This is a genomic window from Olsenella phocaeensis (genome assembly GCF_048189965.1).
Taxonomy (GTDB): domain Bacteria; phylum Actinomycetota; class Coriobacteriia; order Coriobacteriales; family Atopobiaceae; genus Olsenella_I; species Olsenella_I phocaeensis.
In genome coordinates this window covers 61,144-82,090 of the sequence record NZ_DBEZHV010000015.1, presented here as the reverse complement: position 1 = coordinate 82,090, position 20,947 = coordinate 61,144, and the positions used below count along the sequence as shown (strand labels likewise).

At 64.8% G+C, this 20,947-nt stretch carries 19 protein-coding genes; 12 read left to right on the top strand and 7 right to left on the bottom strand.

Translation table 11 applies throughout. From position 1 onward, the window contains the following. Positions 1-221: 221 nt before the first annotated feature. The 4 genes from ACMPH2_RS07650 to uvrB all read left to right on the top strand — a co-directional run bounded on the left by ACMPH2_RS07650 (position 222) and on the right by uvrB (position 4,478). A complete protein-coding gene (locus tag ACMPH2_RS07650; protein ID WP_417119104.1) occupies positions 222-632 on the top strand; it encodes a hypothetical protein in 411 nt (136 codons plus the stop codon). Between the two features lie 165 nt (positions 633-797). Further along, the gene (coaE, locus tag ACMPH2_RS07645) at positions 798-1,457 is read left to right on the top strand and encodes a dephospho-CoA kinase (protein WP_417119103.1); all 660 of its coding nucleotides are present in this window, start codon (positions 798-800) and stop codon (positions 1,455-1,457) included. Beyond that, complete coding sequence (locus ACMPH2_RS07640) at positions 1,435-2,037, top strand: lytic transglycosylase domain-containing protein (RefSeq protein WP_062529681.1); 603 nt, start codon at positions 1,435-1,437, stop codon at positions 2,035-2,037. Before coaE ends, ACMPH2_RS07640 begins: the two co-directional genes overlap by 23 nt. A 143-nt stretch (positions 2,038-2,180) precedes the next feature. Continuing rightward, the gene (gene uvrB / locus ACMPH2_RS07635) at positions 2,181-4,478 is read left to right on the top strand and encodes an excinuclease ABC subunit UvrB (RefSeq protein WP_417119102.1); all 2,298 of its coding nucleotides are present in this window, start codon (positions 2,181-2,183) and stop codon (positions 4,476-4,478) included. Between the two features lie 261 nt (positions 4,479-4,739). Here uvrB and ACMPH2_RS07630 read toward each other — a convergent pair whose 3' ends face one another. Next, on the bottom strand, positions 4,740-5,417 hold the full coding sequence (locus tag ACMPH2_RS07630; RefSeq protein ID WP_062529683.1) for a helix-turn-helix transcriptional regulator: 678 nt from the start codon (positions 5,415-5,417) through the stop codon (positions 4,740-4,742). 369 nt (positions 5,418-5,786) lie between these two features. Between ACMPH2_RS07630 and ACMPH2_RS07625 the strand changes: the two genes are divergently transcribed. The 5 genes from ACMPH2_RS07625 to ACMPH2_RS07605 all read left to right on the top strand — a co-directional run bounded on the left by ACMPH2_RS07625 (position 5,787) and on the right by ACMPH2_RS07605 (position 11,710). Beyond that, on the top strand, positions 5,787-7,076 hold the full coding sequence (locus ACMPH2_RS07625) for a transporter (protein ID WP_062529685.1): 1,290 nt from the start codon (positions 5,787-5,789) through the stop codon (positions 7,074-7,076). Positions 7,077-7,155: 79 nt separating this feature from the next. Then, positions 7,156-9,306, top strand: coding sequence for a hydantoinase/oxoprolinase family protein (locus tag ACMPH2_RS07620; RefSeq protein ID WP_062529687.1), 2,151 nt, complete (start codon positions 7,156-7,158; stop codon positions 9,304-9,306). 5 nt (positions 9,307-9,311) lie between these two features. Then, positions 9,312-10,037 (top strand): hypothetical protein, encoded by a 726-nt coding sequence (locus ACMPH2_RS07615; RefSeq protein WP_062529689.1) that lies wholly within the window; start codon positions 9,312-9,314, stop codon positions 10,035-10,037. Continuing rightward, entirely contained in the window at positions 10,012-11,352 is a 1,341-nt protein-coding gene (locus ACMPH2_RS07610) for an FAD-dependent oxidoreductase (protein ID WP_062529691.1), read from the top strand. The genes ACMPH2_RS07615 and ACMPH2_RS07610 overlap by 26 nt, the downstream gene beginning before the upstream one ends. Positions 11,353-11,425: 73 nt before the next feature. Beyond that, positions 11,426-11,710 (top strand): PTS sugar transporter subunit IIB, encoded by a 285-nt coding sequence (locus ACMPH2_RS07605; protein WP_062529693.1) that lies wholly within the window; start codon positions 11,426-11,428, stop codon positions 11,708-11,710. Positions 11,711-11,858: 148 nt separating this feature from the next. Here ACMPH2_RS07605 and ACMPH2_RS07600 read toward each other — a convergent pair whose 3' ends face one another. From ACMPH2_RS07600 to ACMPH2_RS07575, 6 genes are all read right to left on the bottom strand, one after another. Then, positions 11,859-12,047, bottom strand: a complete 189-nt coding sequence (locus ACMPH2_RS07600; protein WP_417119101.1) for a hypothetical protein — start codon at positions 12,045-12,047, stop codon at positions 11,859-11,861. A 165-nt stretch (positions 12,048-12,212) separates the two neighbouring features. Beyond that, the gene (locus ACMPH2_RS07595) at positions 12,213-13,877 is read right to left on the bottom strand and encodes an NAD(P)/FAD-dependent oxidoreductase (protein ID WP_417119100.1); all 1,665 of its coding nucleotides are present in this window, start codon (positions 13,875-13,877) and stop codon (positions 12,213-12,215) included. 1 nt (position 13,878) lies between these two features. Then, positions 13,879-15,198, bottom strand: coding sequence for an aminoacetone oxidase family FAD-binding enzyme (locus ACMPH2_RS07590; protein ID WP_314638993.1), 1,320 nt, complete (start codon positions 15,196-15,198; stop codon positions 13,879-13,881). Further along, on the bottom strand, positions 15,199-16,053 hold the full coding sequence (locus ACMPH2_RS07585; protein WP_314638994.1) for an Mrp/NBP35 family ATP-binding protein: 855 nt from the start codon (positions 16,051-16,053) through the stop codon (positions 15,199-15,201). A gap of 141 nt (positions 16,054-16,194) precedes the next feature. Then, positions 16,195-17,559, bottom strand: coding sequence for a hypothetical protein (locus ACMPH2_RS07580; protein ID WP_314638996.1), 1,365 nt, complete (start codon positions 17,557-17,559; stop codon positions 16,195-16,197). Beyond that, a complete protein-coding gene (locus ACMPH2_RS07575) occupies positions 17,546-18,103 on the bottom strand; it encodes a sigma-70 family RNA polymerase sigma factor (RefSeq protein ID WP_314638997.1) in 558 nt (185 codons plus the stop codon). Before ACMPH2_RS07575 ends, ACMPH2_RS07580 begins: the two co-directional genes overlap by 14 nt. 527 nt (positions 18,104-18,630) lie before the next feature. On the opposite strand from ACMPH2_RS07575, the gene ACMPH2_RS07570 reads away from it, so the two are divergent. Genes ACMPH2_RS07570 through ACMPH2_RS07560 form a run of 3 tightly spaced genes read left to right on the top strand, consistent with a single transcriptional unit; the run spans position 18,631 to position 20,896 of the window. Continuing rightward, positions 18,631-19,089 carry a DUF2975 domain-containing protein gene (locus ACMPH2_RS07570; RefSeq protein WP_062529707.1) on the top strand — a complete coding sequence of 153 codons (459 nt, stop codon included), beginning with the start codon at positions 18,631-18,633 and terminating at the stop codon, positions 19,087-19,089. Positions 19,090-19,091: 2 nt separating this feature from the next. Next, a complete protein-coding gene (locus tag ACMPH2_RS07565; RefSeq protein ID WP_314638999.1) occupies positions 19,092-19,349 on the top strand; it encodes a helix-turn-helix transcriptional regulator in 258 nt (85 codons plus the stop codon). Continuing rightward, positions 19,346-20,896 carry a DUF4153 domain-containing protein gene (locus ACMPH2_RS07560; protein WP_314639000.1) on the top strand — a complete coding sequence of 517 codons (1,551 nt, stop codon included), beginning with the start codon at positions 19,346-19,348 and terminating at the stop codon, positions 20,894-20,896. The genes ACMPH2_RS07565 and ACMPH2_RS07560 overlap by 4 nt, the downstream gene beginning before the upstream one ends. The last annotated feature ends 51 nt before the right edge of the window (positions 20,897-20,947 follow it).

Genomic DNA, 20,947 nt, shown 5'->3' with positions numbered 1-20,947 from the left:
GGGTCGCCTTCGGGCGGCCCCGTTTTTGCGAGGGGCCGGGAAGAGAGTCGTGTACGACCCGCCTCGGTGCCGTGGGATGGCGTCTGCGCTATCCTATGGGTTTGTGGTGCGCGTTGTCGGGCGTGCGGGAATATCGCGTCTGCGAACGGGCATCCTGAAAGGGGCAGGCGCCCAGCAGGCGGGTCCCGATGGGGGATTCACGAAGCGAGAAGGGGTACGTGATGGCTAACGCCGATCTTAACAGGAAGGTTGCGGAGTTCATGCGCGGTCGCAACGGGGCCGACGAGCTCGCGGTCTGCGCCGGGCTTCTCGCCCTCGTCCTCGCCGTCATCAACATCTTCGCGCGCCAGGTCTGGCTCACCGTGGTCGTCGTCCTTCTTGTCGCCTATGCCGTGTTCAGGATCGTCTCGCCTGACGTGGCCGCCCGCCGCAAGGAGAACGAGGCCGTGATGGAGCGGATCGGGCCGGCCCGCCTGTGGCTGCGCAATCCCCCCGCCGCCCTGAAGGAGAGCAGGCAGTACAAGCATGCCCGCTGCCCGCGCTGCAACCAGGTGGTGCGCGTGCCGCGCGGCAAGGGACTGGTCAGGGTCACCTGCCCTCGCTGCGGGGAGAAGTTCGAGCTGCGCTCCTAGCCTTCACGAGCAATCTGTCGGCACCCCAGGCGCGGTCGGATTCGTCCGACCGCGCCTGGCTTGTGCGGATGGGGTCGTCGGCAGCCAGCGATTTGATGGAAGCGAGAAGGGCGTCCCACCGTCATGCGATGATGGATGCCCGACGGACGGAAGAGGGGAGGGGTCATGTACGTGGTGTTTCTGGCGGGCGGCATCGCATCGGGCAAGTCGACCGTCGCCCGTCTCCTTGCGGCCCGCGGGGCACGCGTGATCGACCTCGACCAGCTGTCTCGTGACGTCCTGGCTCCAGGCGAGCCGTGCCTCGCGGAGGTCGCGGCCACCTTCGGGGCCGACCTGCTCGATCCCGTGACGGGAGAGCTTGACCGGAGGCTTCTGGCCCATCGCGCGTTTGCAACGCCCGAGGGGACGTCCCGCCTCGAGGCCATCGAGCTCCCGCACATCAAGTCCCGCCTGGGTCGGCTCCTCGACGAGGCCAGGGCCGAGGCGGCGCCTCCCACCTGCGTCGTGGTGGAAGTGCCCCTGCTCGACCGCGTCCAGGACCTGCTTGCGCTTACCGACGAGGTCCTGGTAGTGAGCTGCCCCGCTCCGACCAGGCTCGAGCGCGCGGTGACACGCGGCATGGGCCGGGCGGACGCCGCAGCTCGCATGGCGCTGCAGCCTATGGACGAGTACCTTTCCGCCCACTGTGACGTCGAGCTCGCAAACGACTCGGACGAGGAGGGGCTTGCGGCAAAGGTCGATGCGTGGTGGGCGGAGCATGCGTCACGCTCATGGGCTCCCGCCCCAAGGAGGGGAGGGCCTGATGCGCCACGAGCGCTTCTTTAGGTGGTTCAGGACCCTTCCCATCCTCGCGATGCTCGCGGTCTGCGCGCTCACCTTCGCCGCTGACCTCGCGCCCAGGCAGGTCGTGAGGCAGCTGCTCTTCCCCGTGAGCCATGCGAGCCAGATTAACGAGTCCTCGAGCAGGCATGGGGTCGATCCCTACTTGACCTGTGCCGTCATCAAGTGCGAATCGGGCTGGAACGCCGACGCGAGCTCGTCCGCGGGGGCGGTGGGGCTCATGCAGCTCCTGCCCGCCACCGCAAGCGAGATGGCGCGCCTGGGGCTCGTCGACTCCTCGCGCTACGACCCCAGCGAGCTCACCGACCCAGCGACGAACATCGAGTACGGCACGGCATACCTAGCCTACCTGCAGAAGGCGCTGGGAAGCCGCGACGAGGTCATCGCCGCCTACAACGCGGGGGTGGGCAACGTCCAGGGCTGGCTCAGCGGCGGGGGAGAGATCTCGTCCAAGATCGAGTATGCCGAGACCGCCGCCTACCTGGTGCGCGTGAACGACGCCTACGACCGCTACCAGGAGCTGTACCCTGAGGGAGTGAGCGACTCCTCCCTCGCGCTCTCCTGACGGTCGGGGCCCTTGCCCGCCCGTGGGACGGCGTCCGGCCCGGTACCCCTGGGCACATGCTGCTGCGGAGGTGCCGCCGAATGTGGGTACACTTGTTCCTGTGAGCAGACGGCGGGCAGCGCGCCCGCGAGGGAGGGGCAGCCATGCCGCAGGAGCAGAAGCCGCGCACGTTCGTATCTGACGAGGGGCAGACCATAAGCTACGAGCCCCTTGCCGGGACGGCGGAGGCCAAGGAGCGCTTCGGCGCCGAGCTCAAGCGCTTCGGCTTGGAGCACGGTGACGAGCGACTAGAGGTCGTCTCTCCCTTCGAGCCCGCAGGTGACCAGCCCCAAGCCATCAAGAAGCTCAGCGAGGGCATCGAGCAGGGCCTGCGCTACCAGACGCTGCTGGGCGTCACCGGGTCGGGCAAGACCTTCTCCATGGCGAAGACCATCGAGGCCGTGCAGAAGCCCACGCTGATCATGGAGCCCAACAAGACCCTCGCCGCCCAGGTGGCGAGCGAGATGAAGGAGCTCTTCCCCCACAACGCCGTCGTCTACTTCGTGAGCTACTACGACTACTACCAGCCCGAGGCCTACGTCCCGCAGTCGGACACCTACATCGAGAAAGACGCCTCCATAAACGAGGAGGTCGAGAAGCTCCGGCACCAGGCCACCTCGAGCCTGCTCAGCCGCCGCGACGTGATCGTGGTCGCCTCCGTGAGCTGCATCTACGGCATCGGCAGCCCGCAGGACTACGCGGGCCTCGCCCCCAACGTGGACAAGTCGCAGCCCCTGGAGCGCGACGACCTCATACGCGAGCTCATCGACATCCAGTACGACCGCAACGACTACGACCTCGCCCGTGGCAGCTTCCGCGTGCGCGGCGACACCGTGGACGTGTACCCGCCCTATGCGGAGAACCCCCTGCGCGTGAGCTTCTTTGGTGACGAGGTCGAGCTCATAGCCGAGATAGACAACGTGACGGGCGAGGTGGTGCGCGAGTACGACGCCATCCCCATCTGGCCCGCTTCCCACTACGTGACGGAGCGGCCCAAAGTGGCGCACGCGCTCAAGACCATCAGCGAGGAGCTGGAGGGGCGCGTGGCGGAGCTCAAGGCCAACGACATGCTGCTCGAGGCGCAGAGGCTTTCGCAACGCACGGCCTACGACCTCGAGATGCTCGAGACCATGGGCTATTGCTCGGGCATCGAGAACTACTCGCGTCACATGGACGGCCGCTCGGCGGGTGAGCCCCCCTATACGCTGATCGACTACTTCCCCCGCGACATGCTTTGCATCATCGACGAGTCGCACGTCACGGTCCCGCAGATCCGCGGCATGTACGAGGGCGACCGCGCGCGCAAGATAACCCTGGTGGACCACGGGTTCCGCCTGCCTTCGGCGCTGGATAACCGCCCGTTGCGCTTCGACGAGTTCGAGCAGCGCATCCCCCAGTTCGTCTACGTGTCCGCCACGCCGGGCGACTACGAGGAGGGCGTGAGCCAGCAGGAGGTCGAGCAGGTCATCAGGCCGACGGGGCTCTTGGACCCCGAGGTCGAGCTCAGGCCCGTCCGCGGCCAGATCGACGACCTCCTGGACGAGATTCGCGAGCGCACCGCCCGCAAGGAGCGCGTGCTGGTCACCACGCTCACCAAGCGCATGGCCGAGGACCTCACCGATCACCTGCTGGATGCCGGCGTCAAGGTCAACTACATGCACTCCGACACGGCGACTCTCGACCGCATAGAGATCATCCGCGACCTGCGCCTGGGCAAGATCGACGTCTTGGTGGGCATTAACCTGTTGCGCGAGGGCCTGGACATCCCCGAGGTCTCGCTCGTGGCGATCCTGGACGCCGACAAGGAGGGCTTCCTGCGCAACCGCCGCTCCCTCATCCAGACCATGGGCCGTGCCGCGCGCAACGCGCAGGGCAAGGTCATCATGTACGCGGACTCCGTGACCGACTCCATGCGCATCGCCATGGACGAGACTGCCCGCCGCCGCGGCATACAGCAGGCCTTCAATGCCGAGCACGGCATCACCCCCAAGACCATCAACAAGTCCATCACCGACGTGAAGGGCTTCATCGACGAGGCGTCACGGACCCTGGACGACAAGTCGCGCATGAACGGGGAGTTCTTCACGGCGGCAGGGGAGGCGGGTGTCTCGGCGGACACCCCGGAGGGGCGCGAGGCAGTCGCGGACGCCGTGGCCGAGGAGCTGTCGGGCCTGCCCAAGGACGAGCTCGCGCGCGTGCTGGGGGCACTTGAGGACGAGATGATCCAGGCTTCCGCGGACATGGACTTCGAGCGTGCGGCGGTGCTTCGCGACCAGGTGGTGGCCCTGAGGGCGCGGCTTGAGGGTGCGAGCGCGGAGGACGTCATCGCGCGCCTCAAGGCAACGGATCGCAAGGGCAGCGCCCACGCCACGAGGCGGAGGTACAAGCCGCGCAAGCACTGATGTGAAAGAGACGCCTCCATCTCTTGGCTTCTCCTCTGGGAGAGCTCAGATGGTAGCTCGCTGCAAGATTACATATGTGTTCCGTGCCGCCGCTCGTCATCTGCGCGATGAGTCTTGATGTGCATGGTCTGTCGGATACGGACTACGATACTCATTCCCACGAGCATCGACTGTTCTGGTACGAGCGAGAAACTCTTTTACACCGACGCATTTTCTTTCCTGTTCTCCGTCGTACCCTTCCGCTTGTCAAGGTAGAGGAGGCTATTTCTCACTGAGCGTTAGCTTGTGCTCGGGTTCGATGAGGTCCTCCATGCTGCATCCGAGCACACGCGATAGCTTGAGAATCGAGAGCGCCTGGCCCTTATTGATGTCTTTCTTCCGTTGCTCGTATTGTTGTATGGATCTCAGGGACACGCCAGAGAGTCTCGCGAGGTCCGTCTGTGTGATGGATTTCTGCAGCCGCCGGATAGCGAGCTGTGTCTGGTCGTGGTGCCTGGTCGTGCGGCAGATGATTTCTTGTAGGCATTTCTCAATATCTTGCTCGCCGAGCTCATTGTGAAGCCTGCGTAATCTCTCAAGGGGAAGCGTCTTCGGGAGCGTGGCAAAGGAGTCTCCCGACGCCTCGTGGTAGCGCAGTACGATCTGCCCGCACCATCTGGCAAAGTGCTCCCGTTCTTTCGATATACGAGGAGTGTCCTGAATCATGAGGTCAAGGTTACTGCCGGCGTCATCCCTGAGTGCCAGGACGAGTTCTATGCCCGAGGCATAGCCGAAGCTTCTTTTGCCCCTTGGAGAGTAGCGGGCTGCGATTTCCGAGTTGCAGAACTCAGGATAGAAGGTTACAAGCCCTCCGGGGAGGTATCGATCTGCGAACTCGAAGGCCCTTCCCAGGAGGCTCGCATCAGTGGCAAGGTGCCTGTTCTCGTTCTCTTCTGCCATGCCTTACCTCCTGCCGCAAGTGTTGAAAATATGGAAGAACTGTGGTGTATAGACCTTTCACCGAAAGCGCATTCTCCCAGACCTTTTGGGTTTTCATGACCCACGCGAGCAAGCTAGACCTAATGGGATAGCTAACTCTGTGGAGATAGTACTCCCCACAAGCATGGTTAGAGATTGGTCCTTCCTCAAGCGGCGCGGCTCACCTCACATCTCGTTTGAAGACTAGCTCCCCTTTTTTGGAGTTTACGCTCGCGGATGAGGGGGCTGCGGAACTACCCCTGCTGTCGTAGACATTGACAGAGGTCAGGAGACGTAGCGTCCTGACACGAGCAAACAGGCAGTTCGAAGGTGCGGAAGAAAAGAGGAAACATGGAAGTACTCCAAGTGGTGCTGATTCTCGCCGTATTTATCGGTGGCGTTGCGCTCATGATGACGAAAAAGCTCCCGGCAATCCTTGCGCTGCCCTGCATGGGAGTCCTCATTGCGGCAATTGCCGGCGTACCGTTCGCGCTGCCTGCGGGTGCCGACCCCACCAAGGACCAGTCAATCACCACCTACGTGATCGCTTCCGGAGCCACCAAGCTCATGTCGACGATTTCGGTGACCATCTTTGGTGCGATCTTCGCGAAGGTCGTCCAGAAGGAGGGCATCTCTGACGCTATCATCCGCAAGGCCGCCGAGATGGCCGGTGACAAGCCAGTCGCCATCGCCATTGCGCTGACCGCGGCGACTGCGATCATCTTCACTGCAATGAGCGGTGCCGGACCCGTGATTATGGTCGCCCAGATCGCTGTTCCGCTGTTCCTCTCCGCTGGCATCGAACCTGTTGTCGCCGCGTCGCTCGTACTGTTGGGCCTCAACATGGGCCTGCTCTTCAACGTATCCCAGTATCAGCTCTACGTTGACACCATCGGCATGAGCATGGATACCATCACGTCTACCTCCGTGGTCATGGGCATCGTGTGCGTTGTCGTGACCCTCGCCTACATCCTTGTGAATGTCAGACGCGACGCCAAGGCGAGCGCCTGGGCCATGAGCGTCAGCACTGGTGCTAAGAAGGTCAGCCCCGTTGCCCTCGTAATGCCACTTGTGCCCATCGTCCTCGTGTTCTTCCTCAAGTGGAACGCCGAGACCTCGCTGCTGGTGACCATCGTCGCGACGGTCCTCATCTCTGGTCCTCGAGATGCCGTGCAGGTGCTCTCGAGCTCCGTCGTTGAGGGAATCAAGGACGTTGCTGGCGTCATTGGCCTCATGATTGGCATCGGCATCCTGCTGAACGGCGTGTCCGCGACGGCGACCTCTGCACTCATGCAGCCGATCATTAGCAAGATCCTCCCGTCCAACCCCATCGTGTACGTCCTCGTGTTCACCGTTCTCTCGCCTCTTGCCCTGTACCGTGGCCCGCTTAACATGTATGGCCTTGGATCCGGCCTTGCGAAGATCTTTGCGGCAGCTGGCATACTCTCCGCTCCTGCAGTGGGCATGGCCCTGAGATCCACGAGCGTTGTCCAGTGCGTTGCCGACCCGACCAACACGCAGAACGTGATCGTTGCCGACTACGCGAGCGTGGACGTCAACGACATTCTCAAGTCGACGCTGCCTTACACCATGGTCATGGCACTCTGCATCCTTGTCTATACGGCCGTCGTCCTCTTCTAGCGGGTGCGGCACTCATGGGGTGGCCCCTTTCTTGGGACCACTCCAGCACGAATCGACTCGAGGCACGTAAGGAAGGCACATGGCCGACAGGAAAGTACGCATTGGCATCGACGTGGGCGGCACCTTCACGGATGCGGTCGTCCTCGATGATGAGACCTATGAGGTCATCGCGAAGGAGAAGGTCCCCACCACGCACCACGACCCCAGGGGCGTGGCCGCCGGCATCGTCCAGACGATTGCCGATGTGCTCAGGAATAACGACATCTCACCTGAGGACGTGACTTTCATTGCGCATGGGACGACCCAGGCGACTAATGCCCTCCTCGAAGGCGACGTAGCGAAGGTGGGCATCGTGGGCATGGGTGCCGGAGGCCTTGTCGGTCGTGCTGACGGCGAGACGACCGTAGGCAACATTAAGCTTGCCCCTGACAAGTATCTGGAGACGGAGCACGAGTTCATTGACTCGTCGAATCTGGATGACAGCTCCATGCGTCAGGCGGTCAAACTCTTGCGTGACAAGGGCTGTGAGGTGATTGTCGCCTCTGAGAGCTATTCGGTGGACGATTCCACCAACGAGCGCAGGCTCATCAGCATTGCCGACCAAGAGGGCGTAGTCGCCACTGGTGGCTACGAGATTTCGCAGCTCTATGGACTACAGGCACGCACCCGCACTGCCGCGGTCAACGCGGCGCTCATTCCACGCATGATGGAGACGGCCAATATGACCGAGGGTGCCGTAAAGGACGTGGGTATCACGCGCCCCCTCATGATTATGCGCTGCGACGGCGGCGTCATGAGCATCGACGAAGTGCGCAAGCGTCCCATCCTCACCATGCTCTCGGGTCTCGCAGCCGGCGTTGCTGGCGCCCTTATGTACGAGAAGGTTACGGACGGCATCTTCCTTGAGGCTGGTGGCACTTCCACGGATATTTCCGTCATCAAGGACGGGAAGGTAATGATCAAGAACGCCGAGGTGGGCGGGCACAAGCTCTATCTCACCTCTCTTGATGTACGTACGCTTGGCATTGCGGGTGGTTCCATGATTAGGGTGGTGGATGGGCACCTTTCTGACGTGGGGCCGCGCTCCGCACACATTGCCGATCTTGACTACGAGGTGTTCGCCCGTCCCGAGGACATGCTTTCTCCCGCGGTGGAGCTCGTGGCGCCACTACCGGATGATGAGGCCAACTACGTTTCGATTTCCTGCGGGGGTGGAAAGTCCTTCGCGCTTACGCTTACGGGAGCGGCCAACGTGCTTGGCTACGTGCCAGAAGGCGATTATGCTGCCGGCAACGTCGAGGTGGCGCGTCTGGCCTGGGGTGCTTTGGCGGAGCAACTAGGTACGAGCGTGGATGGGCTTTGCCATCAGGTAGTGGACATTGCTACGGCGAAGGTCGAGGCCATCGTCTCGCAGCTCGTCACCGAGTATTCACTCAACCCCAACCTCACGAGCCTGGTGGGTGGCGGCGGCTCAGCTGCAGTCGTGGCGCCTGCACTGGGCAAGCGTATGGGCATTCGCCATCGTCTGGCACACAACGCTCCGTACATCTCCACTATCGGCGTGGCTCTTGCCCTCGTGCGCGAGCAGATTGAGCGCAACGTGGCGAATCCTAGTGACGAAGATGTACGACGTATCCGCCATGATGTCATGGAGGCGGTCACCCGCGCGGGTGCTGATGAGCGCACGGTAGACATCTCCGTGGAAATTGATTCGCAACGTAACATCCTTCGCGCTACGGCGACTGGGGCAACCGAACTCAGGACCAAGGACCGCGTGCAGAGGTCAAAAACTGACGACGAACTCAAGGCCATCGTCGCCGAGGCGTTGGGCATTCCTGTAGGTGACGTGAGCACCTTGTGTGTCCAGGGACGCTGGCATGTGCTCTCAGGAACCCTGCAAAAGAAGTCGTTCTTCGGCCTCATCTCTTCCAAACGAGAGGTCGTGCGCGTGCTCGACGAGGATGGCGTCATTCGCCTGCAGCGCAATGACGCGCGTGTGCTCCAGTTCACCCGTTCGGAGCTGCAGGGTTCGTTCGCACGCTTTGTGAGCGATATGACGAGGTACAGTGACGCGGGTGAGACGCTACCGAAGACCTTCCTGTTCTTCGGCCAGAAGATGAGTGACCTCTCGGGTGTCCTCAATATGGAGCAGCTTCTGAGCCTGGCAGAGATGGAGCTCGAGTTCGTGGCCAGTGATGAGACCATCATTGCTGTTGCCGCACGGGACTAGAGACCATGCTTGCGGCGCTGTACGAAAACCCGTCTGACGCTGCTCGCGAGCTGCTCGGGTCCTCGGACGAGCTGTGCGCAGCGCTCGAATTCTTGAAGGACCCGCTTGCATCCCAGCTTTCTGACGAGGAGGAGAGGGCCTGTGTTCGCGATGCTATGGAGGCGGGCCATGAGGCTGCTTGCCAATGGGTGGGGAATGACCTGCTCAGCACGCTTGCAGAGCATGGCTTCTTTTTACGGCAGATTGAGACGGGTGTGGTGGACACTACCGTGCGAAACCGCATACAAGCACGGCTGGTATGCCAGAAAGATGGCGGCACGCTTGACCTGTTCATGCCCCAGCTGCGGCACAAGAGCGAGGTGCTTGCTGCGCTATGTGGTGACGGTATGCCCAAGGACACCCTTTCCTGGCTCATCGACCTGCACATTGCTCACGAGTTCTTTCATTACCTCGAGCATCGCGAGGGGAGGAGCGTAGGCATGCGCATGCGTCCAGTGTGCATGCAGGGTCTCCTGCGTGTTAGGAGTCGACACTTGTCGTCGCCGAGCGAGGTTGCGGCTCATGCCTTTGCCTACGACATGGCAAGTGGTCCCGTGAGGCCGACAGCGAGCGACTATCTCGTGCTGTTGGCAGATGGTGCCATGACCGGCACCGAGGTGGTCGAACTGGTGGCTTCGGCACGACGGTTTGTCAAAGGGGGCTCTCATGAACGTGCAGAAAGACGTTGTTGAGGCACGGCTTCTTGGCCATTGGGACACCGTGGTCGTTGGTGGAGGCACTGCAGGGGCAAGCGTTGCTGCGAGCGCGGCACGGGAAGGAAATTCCACGCTCGTCGTTGAGGCCGGCTCCGTTCTGGGAGGCTCAATGACACGAGCGTTGGTCTCCCCGATGATGCCGTCCTTCGTACCGGGGCACGGACAAAACCTCACCCTCATCGAGGAGGGTCTTCGCGCATGCGGCCTTGAAACGCGTGAGCTTAATGCCTCGATGGGATATGTCTGGCATAACCCAGACGCGATGTCGAGCGTACTTGATGATCTGGTGAGTGATGCTGGAGCCCAGGTGCTGTTTGGCGCCAGCCTCGCAGGCGTGAAAGTGGAGGGCGTTCGCATCGTCTCCATTTGCGCAGGCTGCCCTGAGGGGTTCGTGCGCATCGAGGCGGACCAGTTCGTCGATGCGACGGGTGATGCCCTGCTGTCGAGGATGGCAGGAGTTCCCTGCGACAGGGGAGATAGCCTGGGACACAACCAGATGTCATCCCTGCGCTTCGAGATGGCCGGCATCGACATCGACGCCTATCGTGCCTATTGCCTTTCACTCGGAGACCATTTCTCACCGCTTGTTGACGGCTACTTTTGGGAGTCTGCCATGGTGGTGGCTAAGGGCTTCAAGCTCGAGCCACTGTTCAGGAAAGGCGTCGAAAAGGGATTGCTCAAGGAGGAAGACCTCGTCTACTATCAGTGCTTCTCGCTTCCTGGCATGCCAGGTTGCATGGCCTTCAACTGTCCTCATCTCACTGGTCTGAAGAATAATGAGAGCACCCTTGATCGTTCGAATGCGCTTATTGAGGGTCGCAGAAAGATAAGGCGTCTCGTAGACTTCCTGACGAAGATGATGCCCGGCTTCGAGCATGCCTTTCTTATTCGCACGGCGGACATGTTGGGCGTGAGGGAGTCATGGCGCGTGCATGGTACCTACACATTCACCGAGGAGGACTATCTCGCACGAAGGCGCTTCGACGATGCCGTGGCGAGGGGTGACTGGTACATCGATGTGCATTCGGTCTCGCGTGGTCTTGTGCACATGGATAAGTACGAACGGGGAGAGTTCTATGAGATTCCCTATCGCTGTCTCACCAACGAGGCCATAGAAAACATGTTGACCGTGGGCCGTTGCATCTCTACGTCGTTTTTGGCACAGGCGAGCGTACGTATACAGCCGACAGTAATTGATACGGGAGATCGTGCTGGTGTCGCGTGCGCCTTGGCAAAACGTGAGGGTGTCACGCTCTCATGTTTCGAGCCTAGGAACCTCATTGAGCCATGATGCGTGACCCATCGTTCACGTGGGCGGAAGGGCATGCTATTCTTTCCTTACACGAGTGTGGAAGGAGAGCCTCATGTCCGCCAAGGTAGTCGTCGCGTGTGGTCACGGAATCGCAACTTCGCACATGGTCGCCCAGAAGGTGGCCAAGCTGCTCGCTGCCGAGGGCGTCGAGGCAAACGTCGTTGCCGTCGACATGGACTCTCTGGCAGAGCAGCTCAAGGACGCCGACGCCTACATCCCCGTGGTGAAGACCGAGGAGGAGCTTGACGTCCCTACCTTCAACGGTGTCGCCTTCGTTACGGGCATGGGCCAGGACGAGGAGCTCAAGCGCCTGATCGAGGCCATCAGGGACAAGTAGCTCGCGGCTAAGAGAAGAGAATCGGGCCGACCGGCGGGAAATTCCCGCCGGTCGGCCCCTTGCGTCGCAAGTCATTTGTTCCACGCTATTCCATGCCGCAGGCGCCATGCCGCACGCCTTTGACCTCCGCCACCCTTCGGGGGCAACGTCAGCCCAGCATTCTGCCCGCCACGGTGACGGCGACCATCACCACCACGGCGACCATCACCACCAGACCGACGTTTGCCTGTGAGGCACCCAGCTCGCGCATGGAGTCCCTCACCGACTCGTGCCACCTCTCGGTCTTCCTCTGCTCCTCGGGGCTTGTGGCCGAGCGGTCGACCCTGACCTCCCGCATCTTGAGCCACCCCCCATTCACGCGAACCGTTCTCGCTTGGGGTTGGTCTACCCACGGCAACACCCCGACGATGGGATTTCGCTCCAAAAGGATGCAAACCCTCCGCAGGTGGCGATGGGGAAGGCGGGAGCGACCCCGGGACGCAGGGGGTCTCTCTCCGTCGCCCTACGTCAGGCTTTCCACCAGCGCCTCGGCCACGCGCAGTCCGTCCGTGGCCGCGCTCATGATGCCGCCCGCATAGCCTGCGCCCTCGCCACAGGGCCAGAGGCCGGGAGTCGAGGTGGACTGGAGGTTCTCTCCCCTGGTGACGCGGACGGGAGAGCTCGAGCGACTCTCGACCCCCGTGAGCACGGCGTCGGCGAGCGAGAAGCCGTGCAGCTGGTGGTCCATGGCAGGTATCGCCGCGCGCAGGGTCTTTGTCACGTAGTCGGGAAGGCAGCACGAGACGTCGCCCCAGGCCACGCCGCGGGGGTAGGTGGGCCGCACCTCCCCGCCGGCGGAGGAGGGGACGCCCTGCAGGAAGTCTCCCACCAGCTGGGCGGGCGCCACGTACGCGCCGCCTCCCGCCGAAAATGCCGCTCGCTCGCACTGGCGCTGGAGTCCCACGCCGGCGAGGACGTCGTCCCCGGGCAGGTCCTCGGGGAAGACGTTGGCGAGGAGCCCCGAGTTCGCGTTGGTGCCCGCGCGGTCCGAGAGGCTCATGCCGTTGGTCGCCACGCCGCCCGGCTCGCTCGCGGCGGCAACGACGTATCCGCCGGGACACATGCAGAACGAGAAGGCGCTGCGCCCGGAGTCCAGGTGGGCGACCAGCTTGTAGGGGGCGGCGCCCAGGGCGGGGTGCCCCGCAAAGGGGCCATACTGGGCGCGGTCGACGAGGGCCTGCGGGTGCTCGATACGCATGCCCATGGCGAAGGTCTTGCGCTCCAGCCTGACGCCGGAGTCGCGCAGGAGCTCGAAGACGTCGCGGGCGGAGTGTCCGCAGGCCAGGACCACGTCGGTGGCGGGAACGCGCTCCTCGACGAGGATGCCCCCCGCACGCTCCTCCTCGAGCGTGACGCCGCTGACGCGTCCCCCGGCAAGGGAGAGTCCCACCATCCTGCTGCCGAAGCGGACCTCCCCGCCCAGATCGCGGATGCGCTGGCAGACGTTGGTGACCACCGTGGGCAGCACGTCGCTGCCCACGTGGGGCTTGGCGTCCCAGAGGATCTGACGCGACGCGCCTGCGTCCACGAGGGTCTGGAGGATGAGGCGGTGCGCGGGGCTCTTCGTGCCCGTTCCCAGCTTTCCGTCGGAGAAGGTCCCGGCGCCGCCCAGGCCGAACTGGACGTTGCTCGAGGGGTCCAGCTCGCCGGTGCGATTGAAGCGCTCGATGTCGGCGCTGCGCCGCCGCGCGTCCCGGCCGCGCTCCACGAGCAGGGGCTCGAGCCCGGCCTCGGCCAGCGAGAGCGCGCAGAAGAGCCCGGCACAGCCCGCCCCGACGACCACGGGACGCCGGACGGGAGCGGTGCCCAGGTGGGCCGGCCAGGCGAGCCGATCCTCCTCGACCTGGCGGAGCTGCCGCAGGACGGGGGAGTGGCGGCGCCTGAGCCTGCGCAGGAGCTCGGCTTCCGCGTTGGCCCCTCCCCGCAGCTGCATGCGGGCGCTGTAGCTGAAGTGGACGTCCGACTTCTTGCGCGCATCCACCGAGCGCTTGCGCGGCTGGACAGCCGCGAGGTCGTCGGGCGTCAGGTGCAATCGACGGAGGACGGCGCGCCTCAGGGCAAGCTCCTCCGTGCGCTCGCTGCCGTCCAGCTGGTCCAGGGGTATGCGGATGCCAGAGAGCTCGAGCACGCTAGCCTGCCTTCCTCGCGGCCTCCGCCGCGGACCTGCCAGCGACGAGGCCGCTCTTCCACGCCCACGAGAGGTTGAGGCCTCCGCAGTCGCCGTCCACGTCCAGGGCCTCCCCGCAGGCGAGGAGGCTGGGGTACGTCTCGCACCGCAGGCTCTGCGGGTCGAACTGCCTGTTCTGGAGCCCTCCCTGGCAGACCTGCGCGCCCTTCTGGGCAACGAGTCCGGTGATGCGCAGGGGGAGCTGCTTGGTCAGGTGGACGAGCCAGTCCACGTCGTCGTCGCGCGGTGCGGGGCCCAGCTGGGGCGCGCCGGGGTCCCAGCGCTCGCGTGCGAGCCGCTCGAGCAGCCGCGCGACCTCGGGGTCCAGCACGCCGTCGAGGCAGCCTGGCTCGGGGTCCATGCCCACGATCTGGCGGAGCTCCGACGCGCCGTGGTCCGGCACGAGGTCGACGAGGGCCCAGTCGCCGGGACGGGTGCGCCTCGAGAGGTCGAAGGTCACGATGCCTGAGATTCCGTAGTCCCTGAAGAGGAGCTCGCCCCGCTCGTGCCAGCAGGGGAGGAGGTCGTCGTCGCGCACGAGGCTCAGGTCCACCTGGGCGCGCCTCCCGTCGAGCAGCGACAGGGGGGAGTCCTCGCAGGCCACGGGGCAGAGGGCGGGCGAGAGGGGCCTGCGTTCCAGCCCCAGGTCGTCGGTCAGCGCGCCACCGCCCACGGAGTTGGTCCCGCCCGTGGCGAGGACGACCGTCTGGGCGCGAAGCTCGCCCCGGCGCCCGGCGTCCCAGCGCGCCTCGAAGCGCAGCCGCCATCCGTCGTCGCGCGGCTCGAGCGCGACGAGCCTGCGGCCGCACGCCAGCTGCACGCCGGCCCTTCTCGCCCGCGCCAGGAGCACGTTGCGGACGGAGGCGGCCTGGCGCGAGAGGGGGTAGAGCCTGTCGTCCTCGAGCGACCAGCGCAGGCCGCAGTCGCGGAAGAAGCCCAGGACGTCGTCCAGGGGACGCTGGCCGAACGTGGCCCGCACGAACTCCGGGTCGTTGTAGCGCCGGGGGTCCAGCCTCACGGTGGAGAAGTTGCAGCGTCCGTTGCCGGTGGCGAGGATGCTGCGACCACATTCGAGCTCCGCCTCCAGCACGACGACGCTCGCGCCCTCCTCGGCGGCGACGATGGCCGCGACGAGGCCGGCGGCACCGCCGCCCACGACGCAGACGTCCGTCACGTCCGAGGGAGCTGCCTCGATGGCGGCGGAGACGAGCTCGGCCTCGCGCTGCGCGCGCGAGGGCCGCCTCTCTCCCCGTGCCCTTGTCCTGGATTTGGAGCCTGGCACCTAGGCCACCTGCTCGTGGGCCTCGATCTGCTCGACTGCCTTGGCCACGAAGCCCTCCGGGAGCACCTGTTCGAAGTTGCCCTCGTCACAGCTCCTGGCAATCCTGGGGTCGATGGGCAGCTGGTCCAGGGCGGCGATGCCAAAGTGGGCGGCCGTCTCCTGCAGCTTGCTGGGACCGAAGGGCTCCACGCGCTCGTCGCAGTTGGGACAGGGGAGCCAGCTCAGGTTCTCGACCAGGCCGATCACAGGGACCTCCATCATGGCGGCCATGTTGAGCGCCTTGCCTACGACCATCTGGACCAGGTCCTGGGGCGAGCTCACGATCACGACGCCCTCGATGGGCAGGCTCTGGAAGACGGTGAGGGCCACGTCGCCGGTTCCTGGGGGCATGTCGACCAGCAGGTAGTCGATGTCGCCCCAGCGGGTCTCCTCGAAGAACTGGCGGAGCGCCCCCATGAGCATGGGACCGCGCCAGAGCACGGGGTCGGTCTCGTTCTCGAGCACGAGGTTGGTGCTCATGACCTTGATGCCCCCGTCGGACTCGATGGGGACGAGCTTCTCGTCGCGAGCCAGGGCGTGCTTGCCGGACATGCCGAACATCTTGGGTATGGAGGGACCGGTGATGTCGGCGTCCATGATGGCCACCTTGCGGCCGTCGCGCCTGAGGCTGGTGGCGATGGCGCCGGTGACCAGGGACTTGCCGACGCCGCCCTTGCCCGAGATGACGCCGATCACGTGCTTGATGTGCGAGCCGGGCTCGGGCTGGAAGGTCTGGGGACCCTGCTGCTGTTGTCCTCCGTGGCCCAGGGCCGCGTCGACCTCCCGGCGCAGCGCCTCCTCGTCTATGTCTGCCATGTGGGATTCCTCTCCTTGGGAGCGCGGCGCGCCGGGCGGGACGTGGGTCCCGCGCGCCGGCGCGCCGACGAGTTGCCGATGAGTCGATTCTACCCAAGGGGGCGGTGGTGCACCCTGGGGCGTGACGCCCCTCTCGTCCGGTTATTCCTCCGTGACGTCCGTGATCGTGTACATGGCTGCCGTCAGTCGCGGGTCACTGGCATACTGCTCGTCGCTGATCGACCCTGCGTAGGTCATGCTTTCGCCGCGCACGTGGCTGGCACTCGTGTCCCAGTCCATCCAGGGAAGCCCCGTCCGTGCGATGAGATCCGCAGGTACCGTCCCTGCTGCCTCGCAGAGCGCGTCGAATCGGTCCGACAGCACCCGTTCATAGTCGTCGACGAGCTCGATGCGATACAGCCTGGTGGTCGTCGAGCCGTCCGCGAACGTCGCGGTCACCTCGAGTCGCGCCTGACTGAGCGAGTCGTTGCAGGTCACGAAGCCGGAGATGTAGTTCTTCCTCGTCCACTCGTATGCCTTCTCGGGCGTGGACGTCGCGTCCGCGAGCGCGGAGTCGTACGCGGCCCTGAGCTCGCTCGTCCTCTTGGGCCTGCTCGCGCGTTCCTGCTCGGAGTCCTGTCCCTCCGCTTCGGCGGAGGTGTCGTCCCACGACCGCGGGGTGGGGTTCTCGTTGTCGTCGCTGCCGTCTGGGCTGAGCGTGGCATCCAGCCAGGCGTCGAGGGCCTGCAGGGTGGGGTCGCTGTCCCAATATGACTGCATGTCTCCGGACGCCGCAACGAAGTGGTAGACGCCGTCGGCGGTGTGGTAGGAGCCGTCGGCGGACCGCTGTCCGTAGTCGATGGTGATCGACTCGGGCTGGAACTGCCCCTCTTTTGGGGCGACGAAGCCCTCCGTCTGCTCGTAGCTGCCCCAGACCGCCTGGTGCAGGCTCACGAGGTCGCGCGTTCCGACCCCGTCCGGGAACCTGTCCTTGTCCATGACGCTGGCGCGGTACTTCTCGGTGGGACTGCCGACGATGCGATACGTGACGGACGTTATGTTGTCGCCGGTGACCGAGAGGTTGAGCTTGAGCTCCTGGCTCCTTGAGACCTCGTCCGAGACGGGGCGGATGCCGTCGTTGGTCGCCGCGACGCTGACCTCCTTGCTCGTCTCGGATGCCTGGGCAATCGAAAGCGAGAAGGGATGCTCCGACGCCTCGGAGGCACCCGTGCCGGAGTCCTGCGTGGTGCCAGACGGGCTTGCGGGGCTTGACATGGCCCCGATGGCCACGGCGAGTGCGAGCCCACAGGCGACCGCTCCCACTGCGACGCGGGGAAGCAGGACCGGGGAACGTCCGTGGGGCACTTGGGCGTCCTGCTGCGAGCGTATGTCGCGGATGCGGTCAATCACGCGGTCGTCGAGCCGGGGGGAGGTCCGGACCTCGGACACGGCGGACTCCAGGCCCGCCTTGATGGCCTCGTCCGCGCCGCTCGCGAAGTCGCCGGCCTTGTCATCAAATTGCCTCATAGTCGAGTCCTTCCAACGTTTTCCTTAGCTTCTCGCGCCCGCGCTGCAGTCGCGTGCGAACGGTAGACTCCCTGCATCCAGCTACTTCTGCTATGCGTGCGCAGCTCATCTCCTCGACGTAGAAGAGGAAGACAGGGGTCCGATATCTCTCCGGGAGCCTGCGCAGGGCATCCCAGAGGGGCGGGCATGAGTCCTCCGGATGGCCGCGCCCGCCCACGACGCTGTCGGAGGTCGGGTCCTCGGGCGTGGATGGCTCTCTGTCGAGCTCCTCCATCGAGGCGATGTGACGCCACCACCAGGTCCTCCTGAGGTCGTGGCAGCGGTTGATGGTGACGCGCAGGAGCCAGGCCTTGAGGTGCTCGTCGCTCTCGAACTTGGTGGGGGAGCATGCCAGCGACACGAACACGTCCTGGTAGACGTCCTCGGCGTCTGCCCTGGAACCGGTCTGTGCCAAGGCGAGGCGCAGTACCGAGTCCCCCCAGGCGCTCATCGCGTCCCGCACGAACGCGTCCGAGCGTTGGACCCTTTCTCTCCCGTCTGCCACCCCATGCACCTTTCGTTGTGAGGGACTCCATCTGTCATTAACACGGGCTGGGACGTGTCGCGTCCCACGTTTTCTTGATCCGAGCGCTGTCGGGCAGCGAGGAGTCCCCATCGTCCCGCTTCTTGTTAGCGCGTCTTGCCGCGCGCCTCGTATAATCGAGGCAATGAGGGCGTTCTTTTCGTACTGCCTCTGACGAGGGGAGGAATCCAAATGAAGGCGCACAAGTTCTTTGCATGGGCCACCGTCACCTGCTTCCTGCTCACCATGGTGACGGGCTACAAGCACGCATAGCCTGGCGCCGCTCGGCCTCGGGCTGGCTCGTGCGGGGCGATGCCGCTTGGGACGCTGCGCTTCCTGGCGGGACTGCCGTCATTCTTCTCATCGTATGATTTATCGAAAATCAGTAAATTAATATCGAAAAACGATATGTTTGCCCTATAATGGCCGTCGACGAAGTGCCTGATTCGTCGACGGCCTCCGGCAGCTGCCAGGCCGACGTCCCATACCGACAGCCGCTTGGAGCTCGCATGTCACGAAGAGAGATGTCCCTCCTCCTCAAGGCGATCGATCTTCTCGCCGTCCTTTCCTGCCTCGTGGTCGCCATCGCCGCCATCCCGCCCGTCGAGGCGCGTGGCGTGGTCCCGCCCGGGTCGACCCTCCTGTTCACCCTGGGCATCCTGCCCCTCGTCGTCCTGGCGGCGGTGGCGTGGAGGCTCTTCTCGTCCATCGGCGTGGGAGACGTCTTCACGCAAGGCAACGCGCGTCTCCTGCGTCGCATGGGCTACCTTGCGGCGGCCGACGCGGCCGTGTGGCTCGCCGAGCTCGTGGCGTACCTCGCCCTCGTTGAACCTGTCGTATTCAGCGTCGTCGCGTCCCTCTCCGTCGCCCTCGTGTTCTCCGTCTCGCTCGCCGTGGTGTGCGTCGCGCTCTCGGGGCTCACCCAGAACGCGGCCCAGATCAAAGACGAGAACGACCTGGTGGTGTAGGCATGGGCCACATCCACGTGAACCTCGACGTCATGCTCGCGCGACGCCAGATGAGCCTCACCGAGCTCTCCGAGCGCGTCGGCGTGACCATCGCGAACCTCTCGATACTCAAGACGGGCAAGGCGCGGGCGATCCGCTTCACCACGCTCGAGGCGATCTGCGAGGAGCTCGACTGCCAGCCCGCCGACCTGCTCGAGTACCGCAGGGACACCGATGAGAAACACCGCAGGGACACCGACGAAAGGAAGTGGGACAGATGAGAGAGCCAGAAGCCGGGGGTAGGCCCCCCATGCCCGGACAGATCGCGGAGGAAGGTATCGCCGAGAAGCTCGCCTCCGCCGCGCCGGCCCGCAGCCCGGAGCCGGCAGGCCCGCGCGACTACCTCGTTCCCGCCTGCGCCGCGGGCCTCGCCATCCTCTGGAGCGTCGCCGCCGACCACACGATGCTCTCGCTCGCCCTCATCACCATCTGCGGCGTGGGCATCACGATCTGCATCTTCGCCTTCTTTGTCGTCGCGCTCGCCCTGCGCGGGGGCCTGCGCGACCTGGGGGGTGCCGCGAAGGCCCTGCTCGTCGCCTGCCTGCTCCTCGCGCTCGCCCCGACCCTCGTGTCAAACCGGGACCTCCGCATGCTCAATGCCCTCGTCATGGGGGCGAGCTGCATCCTCGAGTACCTGCTGCTCTCGGGCTGCGCCGAGGACGTGGCGCTGAGCCTCGGCGGCTGCCTGCGCGCCATCGGCTTCTTCTTCGTGGAGCAGTTCTCGAACACTGCCCAGCTCAGGCTGCTGAGCCGCGGCAGCTCGGGCGAGGGTCGGCTTCGCTCGTCCCTGCTGGGACTGCTCGTCGCGCTCGCGATCCTCATGGTCGCCGTGCCCCTGCTCTTCAGCGCCGACCCGGTCTTCGCCGACCTCTTCGGGAGGATCCTCGGCTGGCTCGACGACGGGCTCTTCGCGTGGGGCATGCGTGCCGCCCGCTTCGCCTTGGCCTTCGTCGCCGGCTCCGGGATGCTCCTGGGCCTGCTTCATGGGCACGGACGCTCCGTTGGAAGGCTCGAGCCCCACTCCCCGCGTCGCGCCAGCACCAGCTCCGTGGGCACCATGCTTGCGGCGCTCGACCTGGTCTACCTGCTCTTCGTGGGGGTGCAGTTCGCCTACCTCTTCGGCGGGGCGAGCTCTCCCGCCATGTTTGGCGGGTACGCCGGCTACGCGCGCTCCGGCTTCTTCCAGCTCGCGGCTGTCGCGGGCATCAACATCGTGGTGGTCCTGGCGAGCGTCTGGGTGCGCAGGGACGCCGAGCGCTTCCGGCCCGTCGTGGCTCTGCAGCTCGTGCTCCTGGCGAGTATCGTGGTCATGCTCGCGTCCGCGGCGCTGCGCATGTCGCTCTATGTGGGCGCCTACGGCCTGACCATCCTGCGCCTGCTCACCTTCGTGGGCATGGTGGGGATACTCTCGCTGGTCGTGTATGCGACCGTCTGGCTGCTGAGGCCCGAGTTCCCCATCTTCCGCTGGGCCATCGCCACGCTCCTGTGCATTTGGGTCGCCTTCATGCTGAGCGGTCCCGCCGCGCGCGTGGCCGACTTCAACGTCGATGGCTTCCTTGCGGGCAGGGTGCAGGAGATGGACGTCTACTACCTGGGCGACCTCTCGGCCGATGCGATACCCGCCCTCGAGCGGCTTGCCGCGCGGAGCCCGGAGTACGCCGTGGAGGCGCGGATGCAGGTCCGCTCGCTTCGGGCCGGCGTGGACGCGAGCGGGTGGCAGGAGCGCTCGGTCGCGGAGATGCTGGAGCTGCAGAAGCTCGAGGGCTGAGGAAGCCCGAAGGCTGCGGATGCACGAGGGCCGAGCAACTCGCCGTTGATT

Bases quoted from the DNA above. Each gene is read 5' to 3' on its own strand.
- ACMPH2_RS07650 (WP_417119104.1), top strand. From the start codon at position 222: ATGGCTAACGCCGATCTTAACAGGAAGGTTGCGGAGTTCATGCGCGGT.
- coaE (WP_417119103.1), top strand. From the start codon at position 798: ATGTACGTGGTGTTTCTGGCGGGCGGCATCGCATCGGGCAAGTCGACC.
- ACMPH2_RS07640 (WP_062529681.1), top strand. From the start codon at position 1,435: ATGCGCCACGAGCGCTTCTTTAGGTGGTTCAGGACCCTTCCCATCCTC.
- uvrB (WP_417119102.1), top strand. From the start codon at position 2,181: ATGCCGCAGGAGCAGAAGCCGCGCACGTTCGTATCTGACGAGGGGCAG.
- ACMPH2_RS07630 (WP_062529683.1), bottom strand. From the start codon at position 5,417: ATGGCAGAAGAGAACGAGAACAGGCACCTTGCCACTGATGCGAGCCTC.
- ACMPH2_RS07625 (WP_062529685.1), top strand. From the start codon at position 5,787: ATGGAAGTACTCCAAGTGGTGCTGATTCTCGCCGTATTTATCGGTGGC.
- ACMPH2_RS07620 (WP_062529687.1), top strand. From the start codon at position 7,156: ATGGCCGACAGGAAAGTACGCATTGGCATCGACGTGGGCGGCACCTTC.
- ACMPH2_RS07615 (WP_062529689.1), top strand. From the start codon at position 9,312: ATGCTTGCGGCGCTGTACGAAAACCCGTCTGACGCTGCTCGCGAGCTG.
- ACMPH2_RS07610 (WP_062529691.1), top strand. From the start codon at position 10,012: ATGAACGTGCAGAAAGACGTTGTTGAGGCACGGCTTCTTGGCCATTGG.
- ACMPH2_RS07605 (WP_062529693.1), top strand. From the start codon at position 11,426: ATGTCCGCCAAGGTAGTCGTCGCGTGTGGTCACGGAATCGCAACTTCG.
- ACMPH2_RS07600 (WP_417119101.1), bottom strand. From the start codon at position 12,047: ATGCGGGAGGTCAGGGTCGACCGCTCGGCCACAAGCCCCGAGGAGCAG.
- ACMPH2_RS07585 (WP_314638994.1), bottom strand. From the start codon at position 16,053: ATGGCAGACATAGACGAGGAGGCGCTGCGCCGGGAGGTCGACGCGGCC.
- ACMPH2_RS07580 (WP_314638996.1), bottom strand. From the start codon at position 17,559: ATGAGGCAATTTGATGACAAGGCCGGCGACTTCGCGAGCGGCGCGGAC.
- ACMPH2_RS07570 (WP_062529707.1), top strand. From the start codon at position 18,631: ATGTCACGAAGAGAGATGTCCCTCCTCCTCAAGGCGATCGATCTTCTC.
- ACMPH2_RS07565 (WP_314638999.1), top strand. From the start codon at position 19,092: ATGGGCCACATCCACGTGAACCTCGACGTCATGCTCGCGCGACGCCAG.
- ACMPH2_RS07560 (WP_314639000.1), top strand. From the start codon at position 19,346: ATGAGAGAGCCAGAAGCCGGGGGTAGGCCCCCCATGCCCGGACAGATC.